The sequence below is a fragment of the Salegentibacter sp. T436 genome (assembly GCF_001932675.1).
Taxonomy (GTDB): domain Bacteria; phylum Bacteroidota; class Bacteroidia; order Flavobacteriales; family Flavobacteriaceae; genus Salegentibacter; species Salegentibacter agarivorans.
The window spans coordinates 2,523,619-2,541,890 of the sequence record NZ_CP012872.1 but is presented as its reverse complement, the minus strand read 5'-3'; the positions used below and the strand labels follow the sequence as shown (position 1 = coordinate 2,541,890).

General features: G+C 36.7%; 20 protein-coding genes. 8 read left to right on the top strand and 12 right to left on the bottom strand.

Annotated elements, in window-relative coordinates; translation table 11 throughout:
• The first annotated feature begins 7 nt into the window (after positions 1-7).
• Both lepB and AO058_RS11120 read left to right on the top strand, forming a co-directional pair.
• Positions 8-1,582: a signal peptidase I gene (gene lepB / locus AO058_RS11125; protein WP_075326626.1), complete on the top strand. Its 1,575-nt coding sequence runs from the start codon at positions 8-10 to the stop codon at positions 1,580-1,582.
• Positions 1,583-2,233: a WbqC family protein gene (locus tag AO058_RS11120; RefSeq protein WP_075326625.1), complete on the top strand. Its 651-nt coding sequence runs from the start codon at positions 1,583-1,585 to the stop codon at positions 2,231-2,233.
• On the opposite strand, the gene AO058_RS11115 is transcribed toward AO058_RS11120, so the two are convergent.
• From AO058_RS11115 to AO058_RS11085, 7 genes are all read right to left on the bottom strand, one after another.
• Positions 2,223-3,248 (bottom strand): endonuclease/exonuclease/phosphatase family protein, encoded by a 1,026-nt coding sequence (locus AO058_RS11115; protein WP_075326624.1) that lies wholly within the window; start codon positions 3,246-3,248, stop codon positions 2,223-2,225. The two genes, AO058_RS11120 and AO058_RS11115, sit on opposite strands and share 11 nt — an antisense overlap.
• The gene (locus AO058_RS11110; protein ID WP_075326623.1) at positions 3,249-4,163 is read right to left on the bottom strand and encodes a rhomboid family intramembrane serine protease; all 915 of its coding nucleotides are present in this window, start codon (positions 4,161-4,163) and stop codon (positions 3,249-3,251) included.
• Positions 4,163-4,906: a rhomboid family intramembrane serine protease gene (locus tag AO058_RS11105; RefSeq protein ID WP_075326622.1), complete on the bottom strand. Its 744-nt coding sequence runs from the start codon at positions 4,904-4,906 to the stop codon at positions 4,163-4,165. Before AO058_RS11105 ends, AO058_RS11110 begins: the two co-directional genes overlap by 1 nt.
• Entirely contained in the window at positions 4,907-6,775 is a 1,869-nt protein-coding gene (gene mutL, locus AO058_RS11100) for a DNA mismatch repair endonuclease MutL (RefSeq protein WP_075326621.1), read from the bottom strand.
• Positions 6,776-7,069: a hypothetical protein gene (locus AO058_RS11095; protein WP_093302413.1), complete on the bottom strand. Its 294-nt coding sequence runs from the start codon at positions 7,067-7,069 to the stop codon at positions 6,776-6,778.
• A gap of 110 nt (positions 7,070-7,179) precedes the next feature.
• Positions 7,180-7,677, bottom strand: coding sequence for a 6,7-dimethyl-8-ribityllumazine synthase (gene ribH, locus AO058_RS11090; RefSeq protein WP_075326620.1), 498 nt, complete (start codon positions 7,675-7,677; stop codon positions 7,180-7,182).
• A 2-nt stretch (positions 7,678-7,679) separates the two neighbouring features.
• On the bottom strand, positions 7,680-8,453 hold the full coding sequence (locus AO058_RS11085) for a tetratricopeptide repeat protein (protein WP_075326619.1): 774 nt from the start codon (positions 8,451-8,453) through the stop codon (positions 7,680-7,682).
• 146 nt (positions 8,454-8,599) lie between these two features.
• Between AO058_RS11085 and recF the strand changes: the two genes are divergently transcribed.
• The 6 genes from recF to AO058_RS11055 all read left to right on the top strand — a co-directional run bounded on the left by recF (position 8,600) and on the right by AO058_RS11055 (position 12,202).
• On the top strand, positions 8,600-9,679 hold the full coding sequence (gene recF / locus AO058_RS11080; protein WP_075326618.1) for a DNA replication/repair protein RecF: 1,080 nt from the start codon (positions 8,600-8,602) through the stop codon (positions 9,677-9,679).
• A complete protein-coding gene (locus AO058_RS11075) occupies positions 9,676-10,110 on the top strand; it encodes a lipocalin family protein (RefSeq protein WP_083634172.1) in 435 nt (144 codons plus the stop codon). The genes recF and AO058_RS11075 overlap by 4 nt, the downstream gene beginning before the upstream one ends.
• Positions 10,094-10,390 carry a DUF721 domain-containing protein gene (locus AO058_RS11070; RefSeq protein ID WP_075327954.1) on the top strand — a complete coding sequence of 99 codons (297 nt, stop codon included), beginning with the start codon at positions 10,094-10,096 and terminating at the stop codon, positions 10,388-10,390. The genes AO058_RS11075 and AO058_RS11070 overlap by 17 nt, the downstream gene beginning before the upstream one ends.
• 10 nt (positions 10,391-10,400) lie before the next feature.
• Positions 10,401-10,973 carry a pseudouridine synthase gene (locus AO058_RS11065; RefSeq protein ID WP_075326616.1) on the top strand — a complete coding sequence of 191 codons (573 nt, stop codon included), beginning with the start codon at positions 10,401-10,403 and terminating at the stop codon, positions 10,971-10,973.
• Between the two features lie 76 nt (positions 10,974-11,049).
• Complete coding sequence (locus AO058_RS11060; protein ID WP_075326615.1) at positions 11,050-11,841, top strand: HipA family kinase; 792 nt, start codon at positions 11,050-11,052, stop codon at positions 11,839-11,841.
• The gene (locus AO058_RS11055) at positions 11,819-12,202 is read left to right on the top strand and encodes a DUF3037 domain-containing protein (RefSeq protein WP_075326614.1); all 384 of its coding nucleotides are present in this window, start codon (positions 11,819-11,821) and stop codon (positions 12,200-12,202) included. Before AO058_RS11060 ends, AO058_RS11055 begins: the two co-directional genes overlap by 23 nt.
• 137 nt (positions 12,203-12,339) lie before the next feature.
• Here the strand turns inward: AO058_RS11055 and wrbA are convergent, their stop codons facing one another.
• The 5 genes from wrbA to AO058_RS11030 form a co-directional block, all read right to left on the bottom strand.
• A complete protein-coding gene (gene wrbA, locus AO058_RS11050) occupies positions 12,340-12,942 on the bottom strand; it encodes an NAD(P)H:quinone oxidoreductase (protein WP_075326613.1) in 603 nt (200 codons plus the stop codon).
• Positions 12,943-13,028: 86 nt separating this feature from the next.
• Positions 13,029-14,747 (bottom strand): gamma-glutamyltransferase, encoded by a 1,719-nt coding sequence (gene ggt / locus AO058_RS11045; protein WP_075326612.1) that lies wholly within the window; start codon positions 14,745-14,747, stop codon positions 13,029-13,031.
• Positions 14,748-14,894: 147 nt separating this feature from the next.
• Positions 14,895-15,464, bottom strand: a complete 570-nt coding sequence (locus AO058_RS11040; protein ID WP_083634171.1) for a biliverdin-producing heme oxygenase — start codon at positions 15,462-15,464, stop codon at positions 14,895-14,897.
• The gene (locus tag AO058_RS11035) at positions 15,451-16,005 is read right to left on the bottom strand and encodes a response regulator (protein WP_075326611.1); all 555 of its coding nucleotides are present in this window, start codon (positions 16,003-16,005) and stop codon (positions 15,451-15,453) included. Before AO058_RS11035 ends, AO058_RS11040 begins: the two co-directional genes overlap by 14 nt.
• Positions 16,006-16,054: 49 nt before the next feature.
• Positions 16,055-18,268 (bottom strand): ATP-binding protein, encoded by a 2,214-nt coding sequence (locus AO058_RS11030; protein ID WP_075326610.1) that lies wholly within the window; start codon positions 18,266-18,268, stop codon positions 16,055-16,057.
• Positions 18,269-18,272 lie beyond the last annotated feature (4 nt).

The following is an 18,272-nucleotide window of genomic DNA, read 5'->3' as shown; positions in this document are numbered from 1 at the left end:
TAAAAATATGACGTTTACACAATGGTTTCTGTTTTTTCTGCTGGTTCAGGTTATTCACTTTGCAGGTACCTGGAAACTTTATCAAAAAGCGGGAAGACAAGCCTGGGAAGCCGCAATTCCTATTTACAATGCAGTAATTTTAATGAAAATTATAAACCGCCCGTGGTGGTGGGTGATTCTTCTGTTTATTCCTATTGTAAACCTTATTATGTTCCCAGTAATTTGGGTAGAAACCATTAGAAGTTATGGCCGGCATAGCACTACCGATACCATTTTAGCTATTATAACACTCGGTTTCTATATCTACTATATAAATTATGCAACTGATGTAAAATATATTGAAGATAGAAGCTTGAAACCAAGGACCGCCGCCGGCGAATGGATAAGCTCTATACTATTTGCAGTAATTGCTGCAACCATAGTGCATACTTATGTAATGCAACCTTTTACCATCCCAACTTCCTCTTTAGAAAAGACTTTATTAGTAGGTGATTTCCTTTTTGTAAGTAAGTTTCATTATGGTGCACGCCTGCCAAGAACGGCGGTGGCGTTTCCTATGGTACACGATACTATACCTGTTTTGGGTGTAAAATCTTATCTAACAAAACCTCAAATTCCATATTTGAGATTACCGGGATTTAAAGAAATAGAGCGCAACGATATTGTAGTCTTTAACTGGCCGGTAGATACCGTAAATGCTTTTCAGCAATATGGTGATGGGAAATATTATTACAAACCCATAGATAAAAAATCTAATTACGTAAAACGAGCGGTAGGAATTCCCGGGGATTCTCTGGAAGTTCGTGCAGGGAAAGTTGTGGTAAATAACGAGCCGCTTCAGCTTCCGGGACGTGCAAAAACTCAGTTCACTTATATTGGAACTACCAACGGGCAGGGTTTCAACCCTAGGTATTTATATGAAGAATATGATATTACCGATGGTTATTACCACAACCCTAATACCAATCAATTTTATATAAAAGCCTTAACCGAAGACGCCTATAACCGAATTAAAAATCATCCCAACGTTACCAGTATTGAAAGATATTCTGACTCATTAGGTTCAAAAGATCGAAGCATTTTTCCGAATAATGGAAAACTGAATTGGAATAACGATTATATGGGTCCAATTTACATTCCTGAGGAAGGGGTGACGATAGATCTTACTGCAGAATCAATGCCTTTTTATAAGCGAATTATAGAAACTTACGAAGGCAGTGAGATGGGAATTAACAATAAGCTCAGTCTTAATGGAACCCAGGTTTTATTAAACGGCCAACCCGTTAATTCTTACACCTTTAAGCAAAATTATTACTGGATGATGGGTGACAATCGCCATAATAGTGAAGACAGCCGTACGTGGGGGTTTGTTCCTGAAAATCACGTGGTGGGAAAACCTGTATTTGTATGGATGAGTTGGGATGCCAATGCCCAGGGCTTCTTTAATAAAATTAGATGGGATCGTGTTTTCACCACCGTTAAAGGTGACGCTACACCCACCTCATACCTGCCTTATTTCCTAATAATTGTAGTAATACTTATCGCTTTTAATTACTTCAAAAAACGCAGGAAAAACGCTTAAATGGAAAGAATTTTAATACATCCGGCCTATTTTGGGCCGGTTTCTCAGTTTGTTGCCCTGGTAAAAGCTAATAAAGTCTTTTTTGAAAACGAAGACAATTACCAGAAACAAACCTATAGAAACCGGATGTATATCTATGACTCCAATGGAAAATTATTGCTGAATATTCCTATTAAGCATCGCTCAGCCCTAACTGGCGAACCTAAAGAAGCCGGAAAGCACCAACTTTATAAAGAAGTTAAAATTGAAAACGATTTTGAATGGCAAAAGCAACATTGGAGAGCTTTAAAAGCTTCTTACCAAACTTCACCATTTTTTGAATTTTATGAAGATGAAATTTATCCGCTTTATCATAAGAAATTTAATTACTTAATGGATTTCAATTATGCCTGTTTGGAGTTTGTTACAGATGCGCTTCAGCTGGATTTAGATTTCGAGAAAACTTCAGAATTTATTCTTCATCCAGAAGACAAAAAAGACCTAAGAACATTGATTAATGCTAAGGGAAAATTGAAGTTTCAGCAGGAAGAATACACCCAGGTTTTTAAAGAAAAACACGGGTTTTTATCTAATTTAAGTATTTTGGATCTTCTTTTTAATGAAGGGCCAAATACCACCAATTACCTGGAAGCACAGGAACTTAAATTTTAATCCTGGTTAAGATTGGATAGTGATCTGAAAGTTCATTTTTAAAACGGGTATAATCGTTTATTTGAATGTTGTTATCTACCCAGATAAAATCTATTCTTAAAGGGAAATAATTTAATTTAAATGTTTGCCCAAAACCTTCTCCAGAATGCAGAAAAGCATCGGTAAACCTGTCATCTTTATTTAGCATTTCATATACATAAGAGAAAGCAGTATTGTTAAAGTCTCCGGCGATAATTGTTTTATAAGGAGTTTTGTTCACTTTTTCCATCATCATTTCGGCCTGCTCTTGTTGTAAACTAAAACCCTGCCCTATTCTACCCAGCAATTTCTTAGAATCTGCTTTACGTAAATCTTCAATTTCGGGTTTAATATTGAGGGATTGAAAATGAACATTAAAAATACGCAAGGTATCTTTTTTCACTACCACATCGGTATAGATAGAATTATTATTCCCATTATGTGGAAAATCTATAGAAGACTGTTCAATTATTGGATATTTAGAGAAAATGGCCATTCCAAACTCAGAATTCCTTCCTTTTTTATGTACAAATTTATAAGGGTATATTTCCTTAAAACCGGTTTCGTCTACGGTATGCTCCTGCGTGAGTAAAATATCCGGATTTTTATCTTTTACAAAATTGGTGATTTTCTCTGGAATGTTTTTTTCATCAGTCCATCCATAAGAATTAAACATTCTAACATTATAGCTCATAATACTCAGCTCATCATCAGAAGTAAGTGTATCACCGCTAAACTGGTAAAGATTAGTTACATAATTATAACCTACCAGTAAAATAATGAAGGATAACAAAAATTGCCTTTTCAACCTTATAATCCAATAAACCATAAAAACCAGGTTTATTAAGATTAAAATCGGTACCCCAAGGCTTAAAACAGAGAGTAATGGAAAAGATTTTGGAGGAATAAAAGCAAGCAAATAAGATAATAAAAGCGCCGTAGCAGCAAGGGAATTAAAGATAAAAATGATCTTATCTATGAGTCCAAGATTCTTCATTTAATCTTCTTTACCGGCTTTAAATAGAAAATCTTTCTCGCTTTTGCTCAAACTATCATAACCGCTTTTGCTTATTTTATCTAAAATGGCATCAATTTGCTTTTGTTTTTCATCTTTATCCAGCTTTTTAGAAGAAGAAGATTTACGAGGTCCCGAGCCAGATTTTTTATCTGAAGTTTTTCGGTACACCGTTTTCATTTTGGCTTTGCGCTCGGTAGGTTGAAACATAGCCGCAAAGCTGTCCATTATTTTCTCAAACCATGAACCAATATCATTCCCTTTTTGTAATTGTTTAGTATAAGTATAGCCTAAAGCCGCACCACCGAGGTGAGCTAAATGCCCCCCGGCATTCCCCATTGGAATCTGAATAACATCCAGGGCCACTAAAAAAGCGGCGATATACCAGAATTTGATACTTCCTATTAAAAGAAGTCTAACCCGCATATTGGGAATATAGGTAGCAATACCAACTAAAACGGCCATTACCCCGGCAGAAGCACCTATTAAATAAGATCTACCGGTAGCTTCAAATGCGGGAAATAAATTATAACTAAGCATATAAACCAAAGCGCCCATAATTACTCCTAAAAAGAAATAATTAAGCAACCTTTTTGGCGAAAAGTAGTTTAAAAAATAAATTCCGGAAAAGTATAAAATGAGCATATTAGATAGAATATGCCAAATCCCACCGTGTAAAAAAGAATAGGTAATAATAGACCAGGGCTTAAAAATAAATTCTCCTAATTCTTTCGGAAAAGAAAACCACTCCAGTAAAAAATCTGATGGTAACTGAAACAAAAAGGTTAAGGTTCTAAAAAGATAAAACAAGATAAAAACCAACACATTAATTGCGATTAGTTTTTCAACTACCGTTGCGGTTTGTAGTTTGTATTTAAATTTATCAGATCCTTTCATCAATCCCAGCGGTTTTGGTTAAACTGGTTTTTCTTCCAGTACCACATCATAATAAAGCCGAACAGGGCTCCACCAATGTGGGCAAAGTGAGCAATACCTCCTCCAAATAACGAATATCCGGTTAATCCTGAAAATAAATCAAGTAAAATAAGTGCAGGAATAAAGAATTTTGCCTTAATAGGAACCGGCACAAATAAAAGGAATAATTCTACATTGGGAAACATCATTCCAAAAGCAACAAGAATTCCATAGATAGCACCCGATGCTCCCACCGCAGGTGTATTCACGCTTTGATATAATCCCTGAAGCGTTTCCCGGGGTACAGACTCAAGTATTGCGGTAGAATATTCTCCCGTTTTAAGTAATTGTTCTATGCTTCCCATACTCATTCCTGCATCTAAGAGCGCATTATAACCGGTTTTAAATTCAATATAATTTACCAGTGTATGTAAAAATGCAGCTCCAAGCCCTGCCGAAAAGTAGAAGAAAATAAACTTCTTTTGCCCCAGCATTTGTTCTATAGGGCCACCAAACGCCCAAAGTGCATACATATTAAAAACAATATGCATAAGGCCGCCGTGCATAAACATATGGGTAACAAACTGCCACGCCATAAAATTATCGTTCTCAAAGAACCAAAGTGCAAATAACTGGTAGGCATAATCGCCCAGAAACTGGCTACCAACAAAAAAGATGATGTTGATTATTAAAAGTACTTTTACAGTTTCGGTAATTCTTCCCATTTACATAAATTTTTTGTCCAGTTCGTCTACAGTTAAAGTAACGAAAACCGATCTGTTAGACGGGCTTAACCCGGGTTCTTTACAAGCAAACAACCTGTTAACGATATGCTGCTGCTCGGTATTGTTTAATAAGGTGCCAGATTTTACCGCCATTCCCTTTGCGAGCGACTTTGCCAGTAAATCGGTTTGAGAAAAACCATTATCGGGAACATCGTTTTCAAAATCGGCAATAAGTTGTTCCAGTAATATTTCTACTTCACTTTCTGAAATAAGCGTTGGAATTCCTACAATTTCTACGGAATCACTTTTTACTTCAGAAAATACAAATCCTGTTTGTTCCAGAGAATCCTGTAATTGTTTTAATATCTCAATTTCGTGAGTATTAAACTGAAGGTTTAACGGAAACAACAACTGTTGGCTCACCGCGGCTGAAACGGTAATATTTTTCAGCATCTCTTCATATAATATCCTGGTGTGGGCCCGGTGTTGATCTATTACTAAAATCCCGCTCTTCAGCGTACTTACAATATATTTTTTATGAAGCTGAAAGGTAGATTTTTCTTCTTTATCTTCAGAAGGCTGGAATAAATTTCCTGTTACTTCTTCACTTTCAAATTCTATTTCCCTAAAATCTGCATCCGGCTTAGGGGTGTCTTCGGTTTGCAAACCGGTGTATAAACTTTCCCAACTTTCTTCCCGCTCTTTTTTAAAGTTTGAAGAAAAGGAGTTTGAACCCGTTCTATGGGTCCTTGTATTTTCTTCCCGAAATGGATTAAAATTACGATCTACTTCTACCTGCGGTACTTCAGCAGATCTGTTTTTATAATCATAAGGCGTGTCCAGGTTTGCATCGCGATCAAAATCCAGGACAGGAGCTACATTAAATTGCCCCAAACTATGTTTGATCGCGCTTCTTAAAATTGCATAAAGCGCGTGTTCATCGTCAAACTTTATTTCAGTTTTAGTAGGATGAATATTGATATCTATACTTTTTGGATCAACCTTTAAGAAAAGAAAATAACTGGGATAAGATTTATCTTTTAATAAACCTTCAAAAGCGGCTACTACGGCGTGATTTAAGTAAGGACTTTTTATAAACCTATTATTTACAAAAAAGAATTGTTCTCCCCGTGATTTTTTGGCAAACTCAGGTTTCCCTACAAATCCCGAAATTTCAACAATCTCAGTCTCCTCGGTTACCGGCACCAATTTTTCGTTGGTTTTTCCTCCAAAAATATTAGTAATTCGCTGCCTGTGATTAGTCTCCGGAAGTTGAAAAAGTTCACTCCCGTTATGAAATAACGAAAAAGCAATTTGTGGATGCGCCAAAGCCACCCTTTGAAATTCGTCTATAATATGCCGTGTTTCTACCGCGTCAGATTTCAGGAAATTTCTTCTTGCCGGAATATTATAAAACAGGTTTTTTACACTTACCGAAGTTCCTTTTGGGCAAACACAAACATCCTGATTGGCAACTTTACTGCCTTCAACTTTAATTTGTGTTCCAACTTCATCATCTTCAGGTTTAGTCTTTAATTCTACGTGGGCAATCGCAGCTATAGAAGCCAATGCTTCTCCCCTAAAGCCTTTGGTTTGCAAACTAAAAAGATCTTCAGCAGCTTTAATTTTTGAAGTAGCGTGGCGTTCAAAACACATCCTGGCATCGGTAAGGCTCATTCCCTTACCATCATCAACAACCTGGATAAGCGTTTTTCCGGCATCTTTAATTACCACCTGGATATTCCCTGAACCTGCATCAATAGCATTTTCCACGAGTTCCTTTACCACCGAAGCAGGGCGTTGCACCACTTCCCCGGCAGCAATCTGGTTCGCTACATGGTCTGGTAAAAGTTGAATTATATCTGTCATTTAGGGTTGATTGGAAAAGATGGACAGATCAAAGTCAATTATCCATAGAAAAATAAGAACCAGCACCATAATAATAATGAGCAATCGCTTATTAATCTCCCGGTTTCCTCGGGTTCTACTTGATTTACGCACTTCAGCCCATTGAGAGCCAAAATCTATGGCATTCGTAGTTTCTTTATACTTACTAAATTTTGAATCAAAACTATAAATATTACCCGTATCCTTCCCCTTATAATAACGTGGGGTGTAATTATACCGGGCATTCTTTCTGGGTTTATGAATTTTGATTTTCAAAATATGTTGATTTTCTGTGGTAGTTCAAATTTACTCAAATTGCTTCAAAAAACCGAAGCGAACGAGCTTAAAAAGAAATCAACCATAATAATGCCGATGTATATTTTTATTTAAAATCTGGCGTCCTGGCGTAATTTAGCCATTTTAATAGCAGCTATGGCAGCTTCAGTACCTTTATTACCGTGCTTGCCGCCACTTCTATCAATGGCCTGTTGCATATTTTGATCGGTTAAAACACAAAAGATAATTGGAGTATCGTTTTGTACGTTCAAGTCTTTTATACCCTGGGTAACGCCTTCACAAACAAAATCAAAATGTTTTGTTTCTCCTTCAATTACGCTTCCAATAGCAATAATCGCATCAAGCATATCATAACTTTCCTGCATTTTTTTGCAACCGTAAATAAGTTCAAAACTGCCGGGTACATTCCACCGAACAATTCTCTTTTCCTGCACCTTATTTTCTATAAGCGCGTTAAAAGCGCCTTCATAAAGGCCTTCGGTAATTTTATCGTTCCATTCTGAAACAACAATCCCGATGCGAAAATCACTCGCATCGGGAAGTTGGTCTTTATCGTAATCTGAAAGGTTATTTCCTTCTGTAGCCATAATTATTGTTTTGCAGCACGAGCCTGCCCCATATAGATTGGCACCTGCTCAGCTTCTGGAGCTTCTGGATACTCATCTTTTATTTTCTGAAGGTGTTCTTCAGCTTCAGCTGGTTGCCCTACTTCTAAAGCGGTTATTGCTGCTTTAAGTAAAAATTTTGGTGTTGTAAATTCATTAGAACGCATAGAAGCAGCCTTTTCGTAATAATCTAGAGCTTCTTCCGGTTGTTCTAATTGCATAAAAGCATCTCCAATTCCGCCAGTAGCTAAAGCAGCCAGCACTTCATCTTCGCTATTAAAATCTTCTAAGTAATTGATTGCTTTCTGGTAGTTTCCTGTATTCAAATAAGCAAAACCGGCGTTGTAAGTAGCAAGGTTTGCTGCATCTGTACTTCCATAATTATCTATAATATCAAGAAAACCGTATTTACCTTCACCACCATTCAAAGACATCGTGAAAAGTGAATCGCGCTCAGCGCCAGATGCATTTAAAGCCGAAGCAAAATAGTTTTGAGCCTGGGCCATTTCATTGGCCGCTTCCTCTTGTTTTGGTTCACTTACAAAACGCTCGTAACCAAGGTAACCTAAAACGGCTACGATTGCTACTCCAACAATGATATAAATATACTTTTGATTTTCTGCTACCCAGGTTTCGGTCCTGCCAGCACCTTCGTCAAGAGTGTTAAATACTTCAGCAGTTGTAGATTCGTCTTCTACCTGTTTCTGCTGTTCTTCCTTATTAGATGGTTTATATCCTTTTTTCTTGTAAGTTGCCATAAAAACTGTTTAATGCGTGGCAAAAATATGATTTTTATTCAAAATTAAAAGGGAAATTATTTGTATTTTTTTAATATTTTCGGGTCATTCGCTTTACTTTCAGAATTCTATTATACAAATATCAAAAAGCTGAACAACAGCATTTTATGTTTTTAAAACAACTCTCTTTAGTTAATTACAAAAACCTGGATTCAGCTTCTTTCGAGTTTGACACGAAAATAAATTGTTTTGTAGGCAATAATGGCGTAGGTAAAACCAACGTTTTAGACAGTATTTATCATTTGGCTTTTGGAAAAAGCTATTTTAACCCAATTACCAGCCAAAACATTAATCACGATGCCGATTTTTTTGTGGTTGAAGGACAGTTTGAAAAATCACAAAAAGAGGAACAAATATTAGTAAGCGCTAAACGCGGACAAAAAAAAGTTATAAAGCGGAACAATAAGCCCTATGAAAAATTTAGTGATCATATTGGCTTTATTCCTACCGTAATTATTTCTCCGGCCGATCGTGACCTTATAATTGAAGGAAGCGAAACCCGCCGAAAATTTATGGATGGTGTGATCTCCCAGAGCGATAATGTTTATCTCAATAAACTTATTCAGTACGGAAAGATAAACGCGCAGCGTAATTCTTTGCTAAAATACTTTGCCGCAAATCATAGTTTTGATCGTGATACTTTAGAGGTTTATAATCTTCAGCTTAGTGACCTAGGCCAGTATATTTTTGAAAAAAGAAAAGCCTTTTTAGAAGAATTCATTCCTATTTTTAATAAGCGATATGCTGATATTACTAAAAACAAGGAACAGGTAGATATAAGTTATAAAAGTCAGCTGTTTGATAGTGATTTAGCTTCTTTACTTGAAGCAAACCTTCAAAAGGATATGACCTTACAATATACAAGCGTAGGCACACATAAGGACGATCTAAGTTTTGAAATTGAAGGTCACCCTATCAAAAAATTTGGCTCCCAGGGGCAACAAAAATCTTTTTTAGTTGCGTTAAAATTGGCGCAATTCGATTTTATTAAAGCTATAAGTAAAGTAAATCCAATTTTACTGCTCGATGATATTTTCGATAAATTAGACGAGCAACGTGTGGCACATATTGTAGCTTTGGTGGCTACAGATCAATTAGGTCAAATTTTTATTAGTGACACTCACGCAGATCGTACAGAAGCTGTGGTTAAAAGCAGTAATCAATCTTATAAACTCTTTAAATTGTGAATAAAAAAATTCTTTTTTTCCTCTTCGGAATCGTACTTTTAGGATGCGCGAAAAACAACCCTGAAGAACAATTGGAACACCTTACCGGTTACTGGGAAATTGATCGAGTGGAGATTACAGAAGATTCAGTAATTAACTACAAGGTGAATGCCACGGTAGATTATATTGAATTTGATGGCGAAGAAGGCTTTCGCAAAAAGGTTAAGCCGCAATTTGATGGCAGTTATAAGACTAGTGAAGATATAGAAGAAATTTCAGCACAAATAGAAAACGACAGTTTGCGTTTACATTACAAAACCCCATTTGACGAATGGACCGAGACCGTAATTTCTGCTGAAGAAGATAAGTTTAGTGTACTAAACCGGGATGGGAAAATTTACCATTACACAAAATTCACCTCCTTATTAGATGAAAATGAAGAAGAGAAATAGTGAAAATCAAAGTTTAAGCGAAGTTTTAAAAGAATTTGTAGACCATAACAAACTCCAGGGTGGTCTCGATAAAGTTAGCGTTAAAGATGTCTGGTACCGTGAAATGGGTCCTGCAATAGAAAAATATACTACAGCCATAAAACTTCAAAATGAAACGCTTTTCGTGCAATTAAGCTCTTCGGTTTTAAGGGAAGAACTTAGTTATGGTAAAGAGAAAATAATCAATATGCTAAACCGGGAATTAGGAAAAGACCTGATTAAAAAACTGGTTTTACGCTAAAATTATCCCCGTGTACCGCCATTTCAAAATCTATAAACCTTACGGATATTTAAGTCAGTTTATAACTAACGAACGTCCCCGAAAGAAAAAGAAACTTTTAGGAGAGTTAGGTGATTTCCCTGCGGAAACAATGTCGGTTGGCCGGCTGGATCAGGATTCAGAGGGTTTGCTTTTTCTTACCACCAGTGGTAAAGTAAGCGCCAAAGTTAACGGAAACAAAATTGAAAAAGAATATTACGTTCAGGTAGATGGACAAATTACTTCTAAAGCTATTCAACAACTAAAAAACGGGGTAGAAATAAGGATTAACGGTAAAAGCTATGAAACGCTTCCCTGCAAAGCTTTTATACTAGAAGATAGACCTATCTTCCCTGAAAGGGCTAAGAAAATTAGGGATGAGCGCCATGGCCCTACCAGCTGGATTTCCATAACACTCATAGAAGGTAAATTCCGCCAGGTGAAAAAAATGACTGCCGCTGTTGGTTTTCCTACCTTAAGATTGGTGCGCGTAAGGATTGGAAACGAAAAACTTGAAGGAATGGATGCCGGTGAAGTTAAAGAACTTTCCGAATTTTCTCTTTAAATAATACTTTATTAACCAAATGTCCATTATCTCAAATTGAGCCATAAACCTTAACTTTAACGCTTTATAACAATTTATGCAAAAAGCAGAATTAAGAACGGTTACGGTAACCCGCTATATCACTCCGCTAAGGGAAGGTGGCTCTTTGCCGGCACTCACCGAAGCTGACGATGATTTTAAATATGTGCTGAAATTTAAAGGTGCAGGCCACGGAGTAAAAGCTTTAATCGCTGAACTTCTAGGGAGCGAAATTGCCCGCGCGTTGGGCTTTAAGGTGCCAGAACTCGTTTATGCTAATTTAGATGAAGCTTTTGGAAGAACCGAAGGCGATGAAGAAATTCAGGATCTATTACAAGCCAGCCAGGGATTAAACCTGGCGCTCCATTTTTTATCTGGTGCTATAAATTTTGATCCCGTGGTGACCGAAGTTGATGAATTTGAAGCTTCAAAAATAGTTTGGCTGGATGCTCTTATCACAAATGTAGACCGCACGTATAGAAATACCAATATGCTGATGTGGCACAAAGAATTATGGCTTATAGATCACGGGGCCTCATTTTATTTTCACCACTCGTGGACTAATGTTCAGGAAAAAGCAAAAACGCCCTTCAGCTTTATTAAAGATCACGTGTTACTTCCAAGAGCCAATAAGTTGCAGGAAGCCGATGAGTATTGCAGGAAATTAATTACTCCCGAAAAAATAAAAGAAATTGTATCCTTACTTCCTTCAGAATGGCTACAATGGGAAGATACCGATGAAACGGAAGAAGAAATTAAAAATGTTTATACGCAGTTCTTAACAACTAGACTCGCACATTCAGAAATTTTTATAAAAGAAGCAGAAAATGCAAGAAAAGCACTTATATGAATATGCTGTAATTAGGCTGGTGCCTAAGGTTGAACGCGAAGAATTTCTAAACGTGGGGATTATCTTGTTTAGCAAACAGTCTAAATATTTAAAAGCTTTATTTGAAGTTGATGAAAAGCGATTGGCTGTTTTCTGTGAAGAACTGGACAAAGATGAACTTTGCACTAATCTTGATTCTTTTAAAAAGATTTGCGAAGGAAGTAAAAATGGCGGCCCCATTGCGCAATTAGATTTAGCTTCCAGGTTTAGATGGCTTACCGCGGTACGCAGTTCTATAATTCAAACTTCACGACCACATCCTGGAATGACCAGTGATCTTGATAAAACTTTAAATAGGCTTTTTACAGAACTTGTTTTATAAAAAAGAGATTATTTGAAGACTTGAAATTGTCATCCTGAACTTATTTCAGGATCAAAGCAGTTATCAAACTAGAGGCTGAAACAAGTTCAACTTGACGATTCAACATTTTCAAATAATCCCAGTTTAAGATTTAATTTCTAGCTTTTAAACTTCCCAGCCATTTCTACCGTTCTTTTTACCTGGTGATTTACTGCTTTTTTAATATTATCGCCGGGAGCATTCCCATCTGCAGTTACACTAATTCCATAAGGGTTTCCTCCGGCTTCGAATAAGCAAGGATCTGTATAACCCGGAGCTACAATTATAGAACCCCAGTGCATCACAGTTTTATAAAGGGACAGTAAAGTGGCTTCCTGACCACCGTGTGGGTTTGCAGCACTTGTCATTCCGCTTACAATTTTATTGGCTAATTTTCCGCTAGACCAAAGCCCGCCGGTAGTATCAAAAAATGCCTGTAATTGTGAAGGTAAGTTTCCATAACGCGTTGGGGTGCTAAAAATAATAGCATCTGCCCATTCAAGATCGTCTAATTCTGCGGTTGGGAAATCTTTATTTTCTTCGGCATATTTCTTCCAGGATTCATTTTGATTTATCGCTTCCTGTGGCGCCGTTTCCTGAATTTTTTTTACCCTTACTTCTGCTGCTCCTGCTTGTTTTGCCGCTTCCCCGGCCCATTGTGCTAATTGGTGATTTGTGCCAGTGGCACTATAAAATATCACTGCTACTTTTGGTTGACCCATAATTTATCTTTTAAAATTGATTAATCTTTTCAGATAAATATAAAACAAAATAAAGCGAATAGTTCTAAGGTTATTATAAAATTGAATTAAAATCCGGAGGCTTTCCCATCATAGCTACGGGAATCTGCAGCGCCATAAATTAAATTATTTTCCCAATCTATATAAATACCCATTGCCTGTCCCTGGTTTCCTGCTTCATAAATTTCGTGTCCCATTTCTTCATAAATACGTTTTGTATCGGGAGAAATCCCCCAATCTTCAAACCGCGTACGGTTGGGGAGCCATTGGTGATGAATTCTAGGAGATTCAATAGCTTCAGCTACATTCATTTTATGATCTATGGTATTTACAATTACCTGTAGCACAGTATTAATAATAGTTCTTCCGCCGGGACTACCTATTACCAAAAGTGGTTTACCGTCTTTTGCTACAATGGTAGGCGTCATACTGGAAAGCATACGTTTTTCGGGAGCAACTAAATTAGGTTCTGTTCCAATTAGTCCGCGAGTATCTGTATGTCCGGGAATTGGATTAAAATCGCCCATTTCGTTATTCAGCAGAAAACCTGCGCCCTCTACCACGATTTTAGAGCCGTAACTTCGTTCTAGAGTATAGGTTAACGAAACCGCATTTCCCTCATTATCTACTACTGAAATATGGGTGGTTTGCGGACTTTCATATTGTAAATGTGCATTATTAAAATTGGCAGAATCACTTATAGAAGCTTTTTTAATTTCAATACCATCCCGCAACTCAGCAGCATATTTCTTAGAGATTATTTTTTCTATAGGCATTTCAGGATTAAAATTAGGATCTCCTAAATAGAGGGCCCTGTCGGCATATGCTCTGCGCATGGCTTCGGTAAGTAAATGCAGGGAAGCCGCAGAATTATGTCCAGCTTCTTCTAAATTGAAACCTTCCAGAATATTCAGCATTTCTATAAGAGCTACTCCCCCTGAGCTTGGCGGAGGCATAGCAACTATTTCGTGACCACGGTAAGTACCGGTAACAGGTTCCAGCTCTTCAGCTTTATATTTTGCAAGATCCTCTTCGGTGATAAGTCCGCCGTGCTTTTTCATAAAATCAGCGATCAATTTTGCTGTTTTTCCTTTATAAAAACCATCGGCTCCATTTTTCTGAATTCGCTTTAAAGTTTTAGCAAGGTCAGGTTGTTTCCAGGTTTCTCCAGGCTTATAAACTTCCTCTCCATTTTTAAGAAAAGCTTTAGCGGTGGCCGCATACAAAGCATCATCTTTTTTATCCTTTACCCAATTTAGAAACCAGTTCATATTATAGGTAGATTCAAAACCGTTCTCAGCAAGTTCTATGGCAGGCTGTAAAAGTTCTTGCCAGGGCAAACTTCCCATTTTCTGATGCGCATCATAAAGTCCCGCAACTGTGCCTGGCACTCCAACGGAAAGTAAACCTTCGTGATTAGAATTGTCCTTAATCTTTCCATCTTTTCCTAAAAACATATTTGGAGTAGACGCTAAAGGTGCTTTTTCACGAAAATTAAAAGAAGTTTTATCACCGTTACTCCCGTGATAAACCAAAAAACCACCTCCACCAAGATTTCCTGCGGAAGGCAGAGTAACAGCGAGTGCAAAAGCCGTTGCTACACCGGCGTCTATGGCATTACCTCCTTGGGCTAAAATATCTCGCCCCACTTCTGAAGCAAGATAATGACTGGTAACCACCATTCCATTTTCTGCCCTAACAGGCGTGCGGCCAGATTGTGCTACACTTAAAAAATTAAAACTGAACGCCAGAAAAAGGCAAAACAAAGGTTTAAACTTATGTTTCATATATTTTGGAAGCTTGGGTTATAGAATCTTATATATTTCGATATATGTAGTATAAAATCGAATAGAACAAGGAAATTTATTCCATTATTAGGTAAACCTAAAGAAAAAGGTGGCAGAAAACAAGACCCAAAAATAAAATATAAGAAATTAAGTATTTTGGGGAATAATTGAAGTTTCCCTAAAAACAAGCCCAAAAAATTCAAAAGTCTCCTGAGCTTTTTTAGAAGCTATCGCAATTTGAGCTTCATTAAAATCTTCAGCTTTAAGTTCTTTTACAAACTTATTCCAGGATTTCACTCCATCACGATCGCCATTAAAAAAATATGGCTTAGATATCTGAGCTAAATTAGGGCAATTAGGAATTTCTTTGGAAATATAAATCCCGCCTAAAGCAGAACCTAAAACTACGTAAGCCGCTCCCAGGGCTTCTTCACGCGATGTGATGCTGAATTTACCCTGAAATTCTTCAGAAATAGAAGTATCTACATTCAAATTCTCAAGGTCTTTTGCCAGCTGATCGCTTTTATCTAATTTGCAGGCTGGAATAAATTTAGAAATTTCAGCTTCGGTAATTTTATAAGCAATATAATTCTGATGTAATAAAAGCTTATAATCTTCCAGGCTTATTTCGTGTGAAATAATCTTTCCGGCAAGATTCTCTTTTTCCAGTTCTTCGTGTAATTTCTGGGTAGCATTTCTAAGGTTATTCAGCATCATCTACACTAAATTTATCAAGGTTCTTCCTTATTTTTGCAATATTTTCCCGCTGTTCTTTATCATCGGCTTTCATACTGTCCAGATAACTATAAATTTGGTGAACGGCTATTTTATTTTTTCTAATTCTTTCCCTTAATTCGTCGTGCTGTACCATATTATAGATCGCCTGTTTTAATAAAGGCTCTAATTTTTCGGCAAGAACACTCATATGCTTTTTCAAAATAAAACCTGAAGCTCCAGAAAGAATAGTATCAGCCGCCAATTCATCATCGTCTAAGGCTCCGGTGACGAAAATTAATGGAATGGTCTCGTCTATAGATTTTGCCAACTGCATAATATCAAGTCCTGTGCTGGTAGGAAGGTTATAGTCTGAAATTATTACATCGGGTAGAAAACTGGTAAAAATTCCTTCAAAACCTGGTAAATCTTTAACCACTTTTATCTGGGGCTTCTCTACAATTTTAGCAATTTGTCTTTTTATTAAAACTGCATCAGTTTCCTCATCTTCCACCAGAATTATGCGCAACGGGGTTTTGATCATTACTTCTAAATTTTTACAAAAATACTAAACTTGTTATTGTAAGTTCTAATTAAAGGTGGAAGAAAAACGTACTGCCCTTTTCTGGTTCACTTTCTACCCAAATTTTTCCGTTATGCTTTTCTAAAATCCGGGCTACAATGGCCAGACCAATACCAGTGCCCTTAAAATCTTTTTTTGCAAACCTGGAAAACATTTTAAAGATTTGATCCTTTTGGTGTTCAGCAATTCCAATCCCGTTATCTTTTATATAGAAAACATTTTTATTTTCTCGTGAAAAACTTCCAATTTCAATCTGCGGATAAGGCGCTTGTTGAGTATATTTTAAAGCATTTCCCAATAGGTTACTCCAAAGTTGCGATATCATTGGGCGGTCTCCATAGGTATCGGGAAGATTTTCAGCTATTTCTATATTAAAATTCGGGTAATTTGTTTTAATGTTGAAACTCACTAAAAGCTCTTGCAGTAATTTTTTAGTACTAAAATTTTTCTTCTGAAGTTCGCCTCCGGTAATCTTTGAAAAGGAAAGAATATCGTCTATAATTCCTTCCATACGGTTAGAAGACTTTAAAATTGTATCTATAGTTTCTAAAGCTTCTGCGGGTAAATTTTCACTAAAATCTTCTTTTAAAATTTGGGCATAACCATTAATACCGCGCAACGGGCTGCGCAAATCGTGAGAAATTCCGTAGCTAAAAAGTTCTAAATCCTTATTAGCTTCTTGCAGATTTTGGTTTAATCTACTTATTTCTTCTTTTTGCTTTTTTAAAATACATTGGTTTAAATTTTCCCGAAAAGCTTTAGCAGTTTCAATATCATAGTCCTGCCAGGAATTAGAAATTCCGTCCAGCTTTTCTGTCCATTTTTCAAAAGATTTTCGCGGACTTAAACGCTGTTTTTCTTCGTTATAAGTAAGCTTTTTATTAGGATTTCCACCCCAGCTTACAGTTTCAGCCACTTCAGGTCTAAACCAGATTATAAAATTGTTGTTTGCGCGCCCCAGTTTAAAACTTAAAATTCCTGAAGCCGATTTTTTGTAATTTTCGGCTGCCGAGAAATGATTTTTGAGATGTTTGGTGTAGAATATAATTTCTTCATTTTCAGCAAGAAAATCACTTAAATCTTTAACTTCAGCTTCAGTTGGCGTTTTGCCAAAAAGTTTAATTTCATCATCTAAAACCACTGCGCCGCCCCCATTTTCCATTAGTGAAATAAACGGAATTTTGGCATTTTCAAGTCCCTCACCTAATGTATTTTCAATCTTAAGATCCGCTAAAATCTTAGCTCTTAATTCAGAATTTTCACTGAATTTCTTATTGAAAATACCGGTTTGAATGGAAGCTATATTATTAGAAAAAACCTGCGCTAAAAATTTACAGGTTTCCCGCTGAAAATAATTAATAAATTTTGCCGAATAATGATGGCAGGCTATAAGACCCCAGAGTTTGCCGTGAACAATTATTGCGGCCGTTAAAGAAGCTCCCACCTTCATGTTCTGCAAATATTCAATATGAATGGGTGAAACCCCGCGTAAGGTAGATTTTGAAAGATCTAAAGGTTTTTTGGTAATTTGAGAAAGGTAAGGAGAAATAGGAACAGGTTCATAATTCACATCTGAAATTATTCTCACTTTATGTTTTAAAAATAAATTTCGGGATTGCGAAGGGATATCGCTGGCAGGATAATGTAGATCCAGCCAACTTTCTAAATGCTCTTCTTTTTCTTCGGCAACTACTTCGCCATTCCATTCTTCGTCAAACCGGTAAACCATAACACGATCGTAACCGAAGATGCTTTTCATTAATTTTGCGGCTGTATTGCAAAGATTAGGAATAGTTTCATTCGAATCTAATCCATTTATTATATTGGTTAATTGCTGCTGAAGAAACATTGGCTCCCAATACTCGCCCAGCACTTCAAAATCTAAAATAAGATGGTCTTCTGAAAAATGTGGTAAGACTATAAAATGCTTATTGCCAATTTTTAGTTCTTCGGCTTTAAATCCAGTTTTTTGGTCTATTGCGGTAGTAATCTTTTCAAATGCAGCCTTACCAATAAGGCTTTCGAGACCGTCGTTCAAAAGAACTTTATGTGAGATACCGAAAAACTTTAAGGTATTTTCACTGGCCTGAATAATTTTAAAAGTTTTAGGATCTACCGCGAGAATTACACCGTGAGCCTGAGCTTTTCCAATTAAATGAATTGGTTCTTTTTCACAATTTCGAATATCTATCTTTTCGGGATACGAAAGCTGCTCTGAGCTCATACAC

What these genes read in the sequence shown, in the direction of transcription:
- lepB (WP_075326626.1), top strand. Translation starts at nt 8, where the DNA reads ATGACGTTTACACAATGGTTTCTGTTTTTTCTGCTGGTTCAGGTTATT.
- AO058_RS11120 (WP_075326625.1), top strand. Translation starts at nt 1,583, where the DNA reads ATGGAAAGAATTTTAATACATCCGGCCTATTTTGGGCCGGTTTCTCAG.
- AO058_RS11115 (WP_075326624.1), bottom strand. Translation starts at nt 3,248, where the DNA reads ATGAAGAATCTTGGACTCATAGATAAGATCATTTTTATCTTTAATTCC.
- AO058_RS11110 (WP_075326623.1), bottom strand. Translation starts at nt 4,163, where the DNA reads ATGAAAGGATCTGATAAATTTAAATACAAACTACAAACCGCAACGGTA.
- AO058_RS11105 (WP_075326622.1), bottom strand. Translation starts at nt 4,906, where the DNA reads ATGGGAAGAATTACCGAAACTGTAAAAGTACTTTTAATAATCAACATC.
- mutL (WP_075326621.1), bottom strand. Translation starts at nt 6,775, where the DNA reads ATGACAGATATAATTCAACTTTTACCAGACCATGTAGCGAACCAGATT.
- ribH (WP_075326620.1), bottom strand. Translation starts at nt 7,677, where the DNA reads ATGGCTACAGAAGGAAATAACCTTTCAGATTACGATAAAGACCAACTT.
- AO058_RS11085 (WP_075326619.1), bottom strand. Translation starts at nt 8,453, where the DNA reads ATGGCAACTTACAAGAAAAAAGGATATAAACCATCTAATAAGGAAGAA.
- recF (WP_075326618.1), top strand. Translation starts at nt 8,600, where the DNA reads ATGTTTTTAAAACAACTCTCTTTAGTTAATTACAAAAACCTGGATTCA.
- AO058_RS11070 (WP_075327954.1), top strand. Translation starts at nt 10,094, where the DNA reads ATGAAGAAGAGAAATAGTGAAAATCAAAGTTTAAGCGAAGTTTTAAAA.
- AO058_RS11060 (WP_075326615.1), top strand. Translation starts at nt 11,050, where the DNA reads ATGCAAAAAGCAGAATTAAGAACGGTTACGGTAACCCGCTATATCACT.
- AO058_RS11055 (WP_075326614.1), top strand. Translation starts at nt 11,819, where the DNA reads ATGCAAGAAAAGCACTTATATGAATATGCTGTAATTAGGCTGGTGCCT.
- wrbA (WP_075326613.1), bottom strand. Translation starts at nt 12,942, where the DNA reads ATGGGTCAACCAAAAGTAGCAGTGATATTTTATAGTGCCACTGGCACA.
- ggt (WP_075326612.1), bottom strand. Translation starts at nt 14,747, where the DNA reads ATGAAACATAAGTTTAAACCTTTGTTTTGCCTTTTTCTGGCGTTCAGT.
- AO058_RS11040 (WP_083634171.1), bottom strand. Translation starts at nt 15,464, where the DNA reads ATGATGCTGAATAACCTTAGAAATGCTACCCAGAAATTACACGAAGAA.
- AO058_RS11035 (WP_075326611.1), bottom strand. Translation starts at nt 16,005, where the DNA reads ATGATCAAAACCCCGTTGCGCATAATTCTGGTGGAAGATGAGGAAACT.
- AO058_RS11030 (WP_075326610.1), bottom strand. Translation starts at nt 18,268, where the DNA reads ATGAGCTCAGAGCAGCTTTCGTATCCCGAAAAGATAGATATTCGAAAT.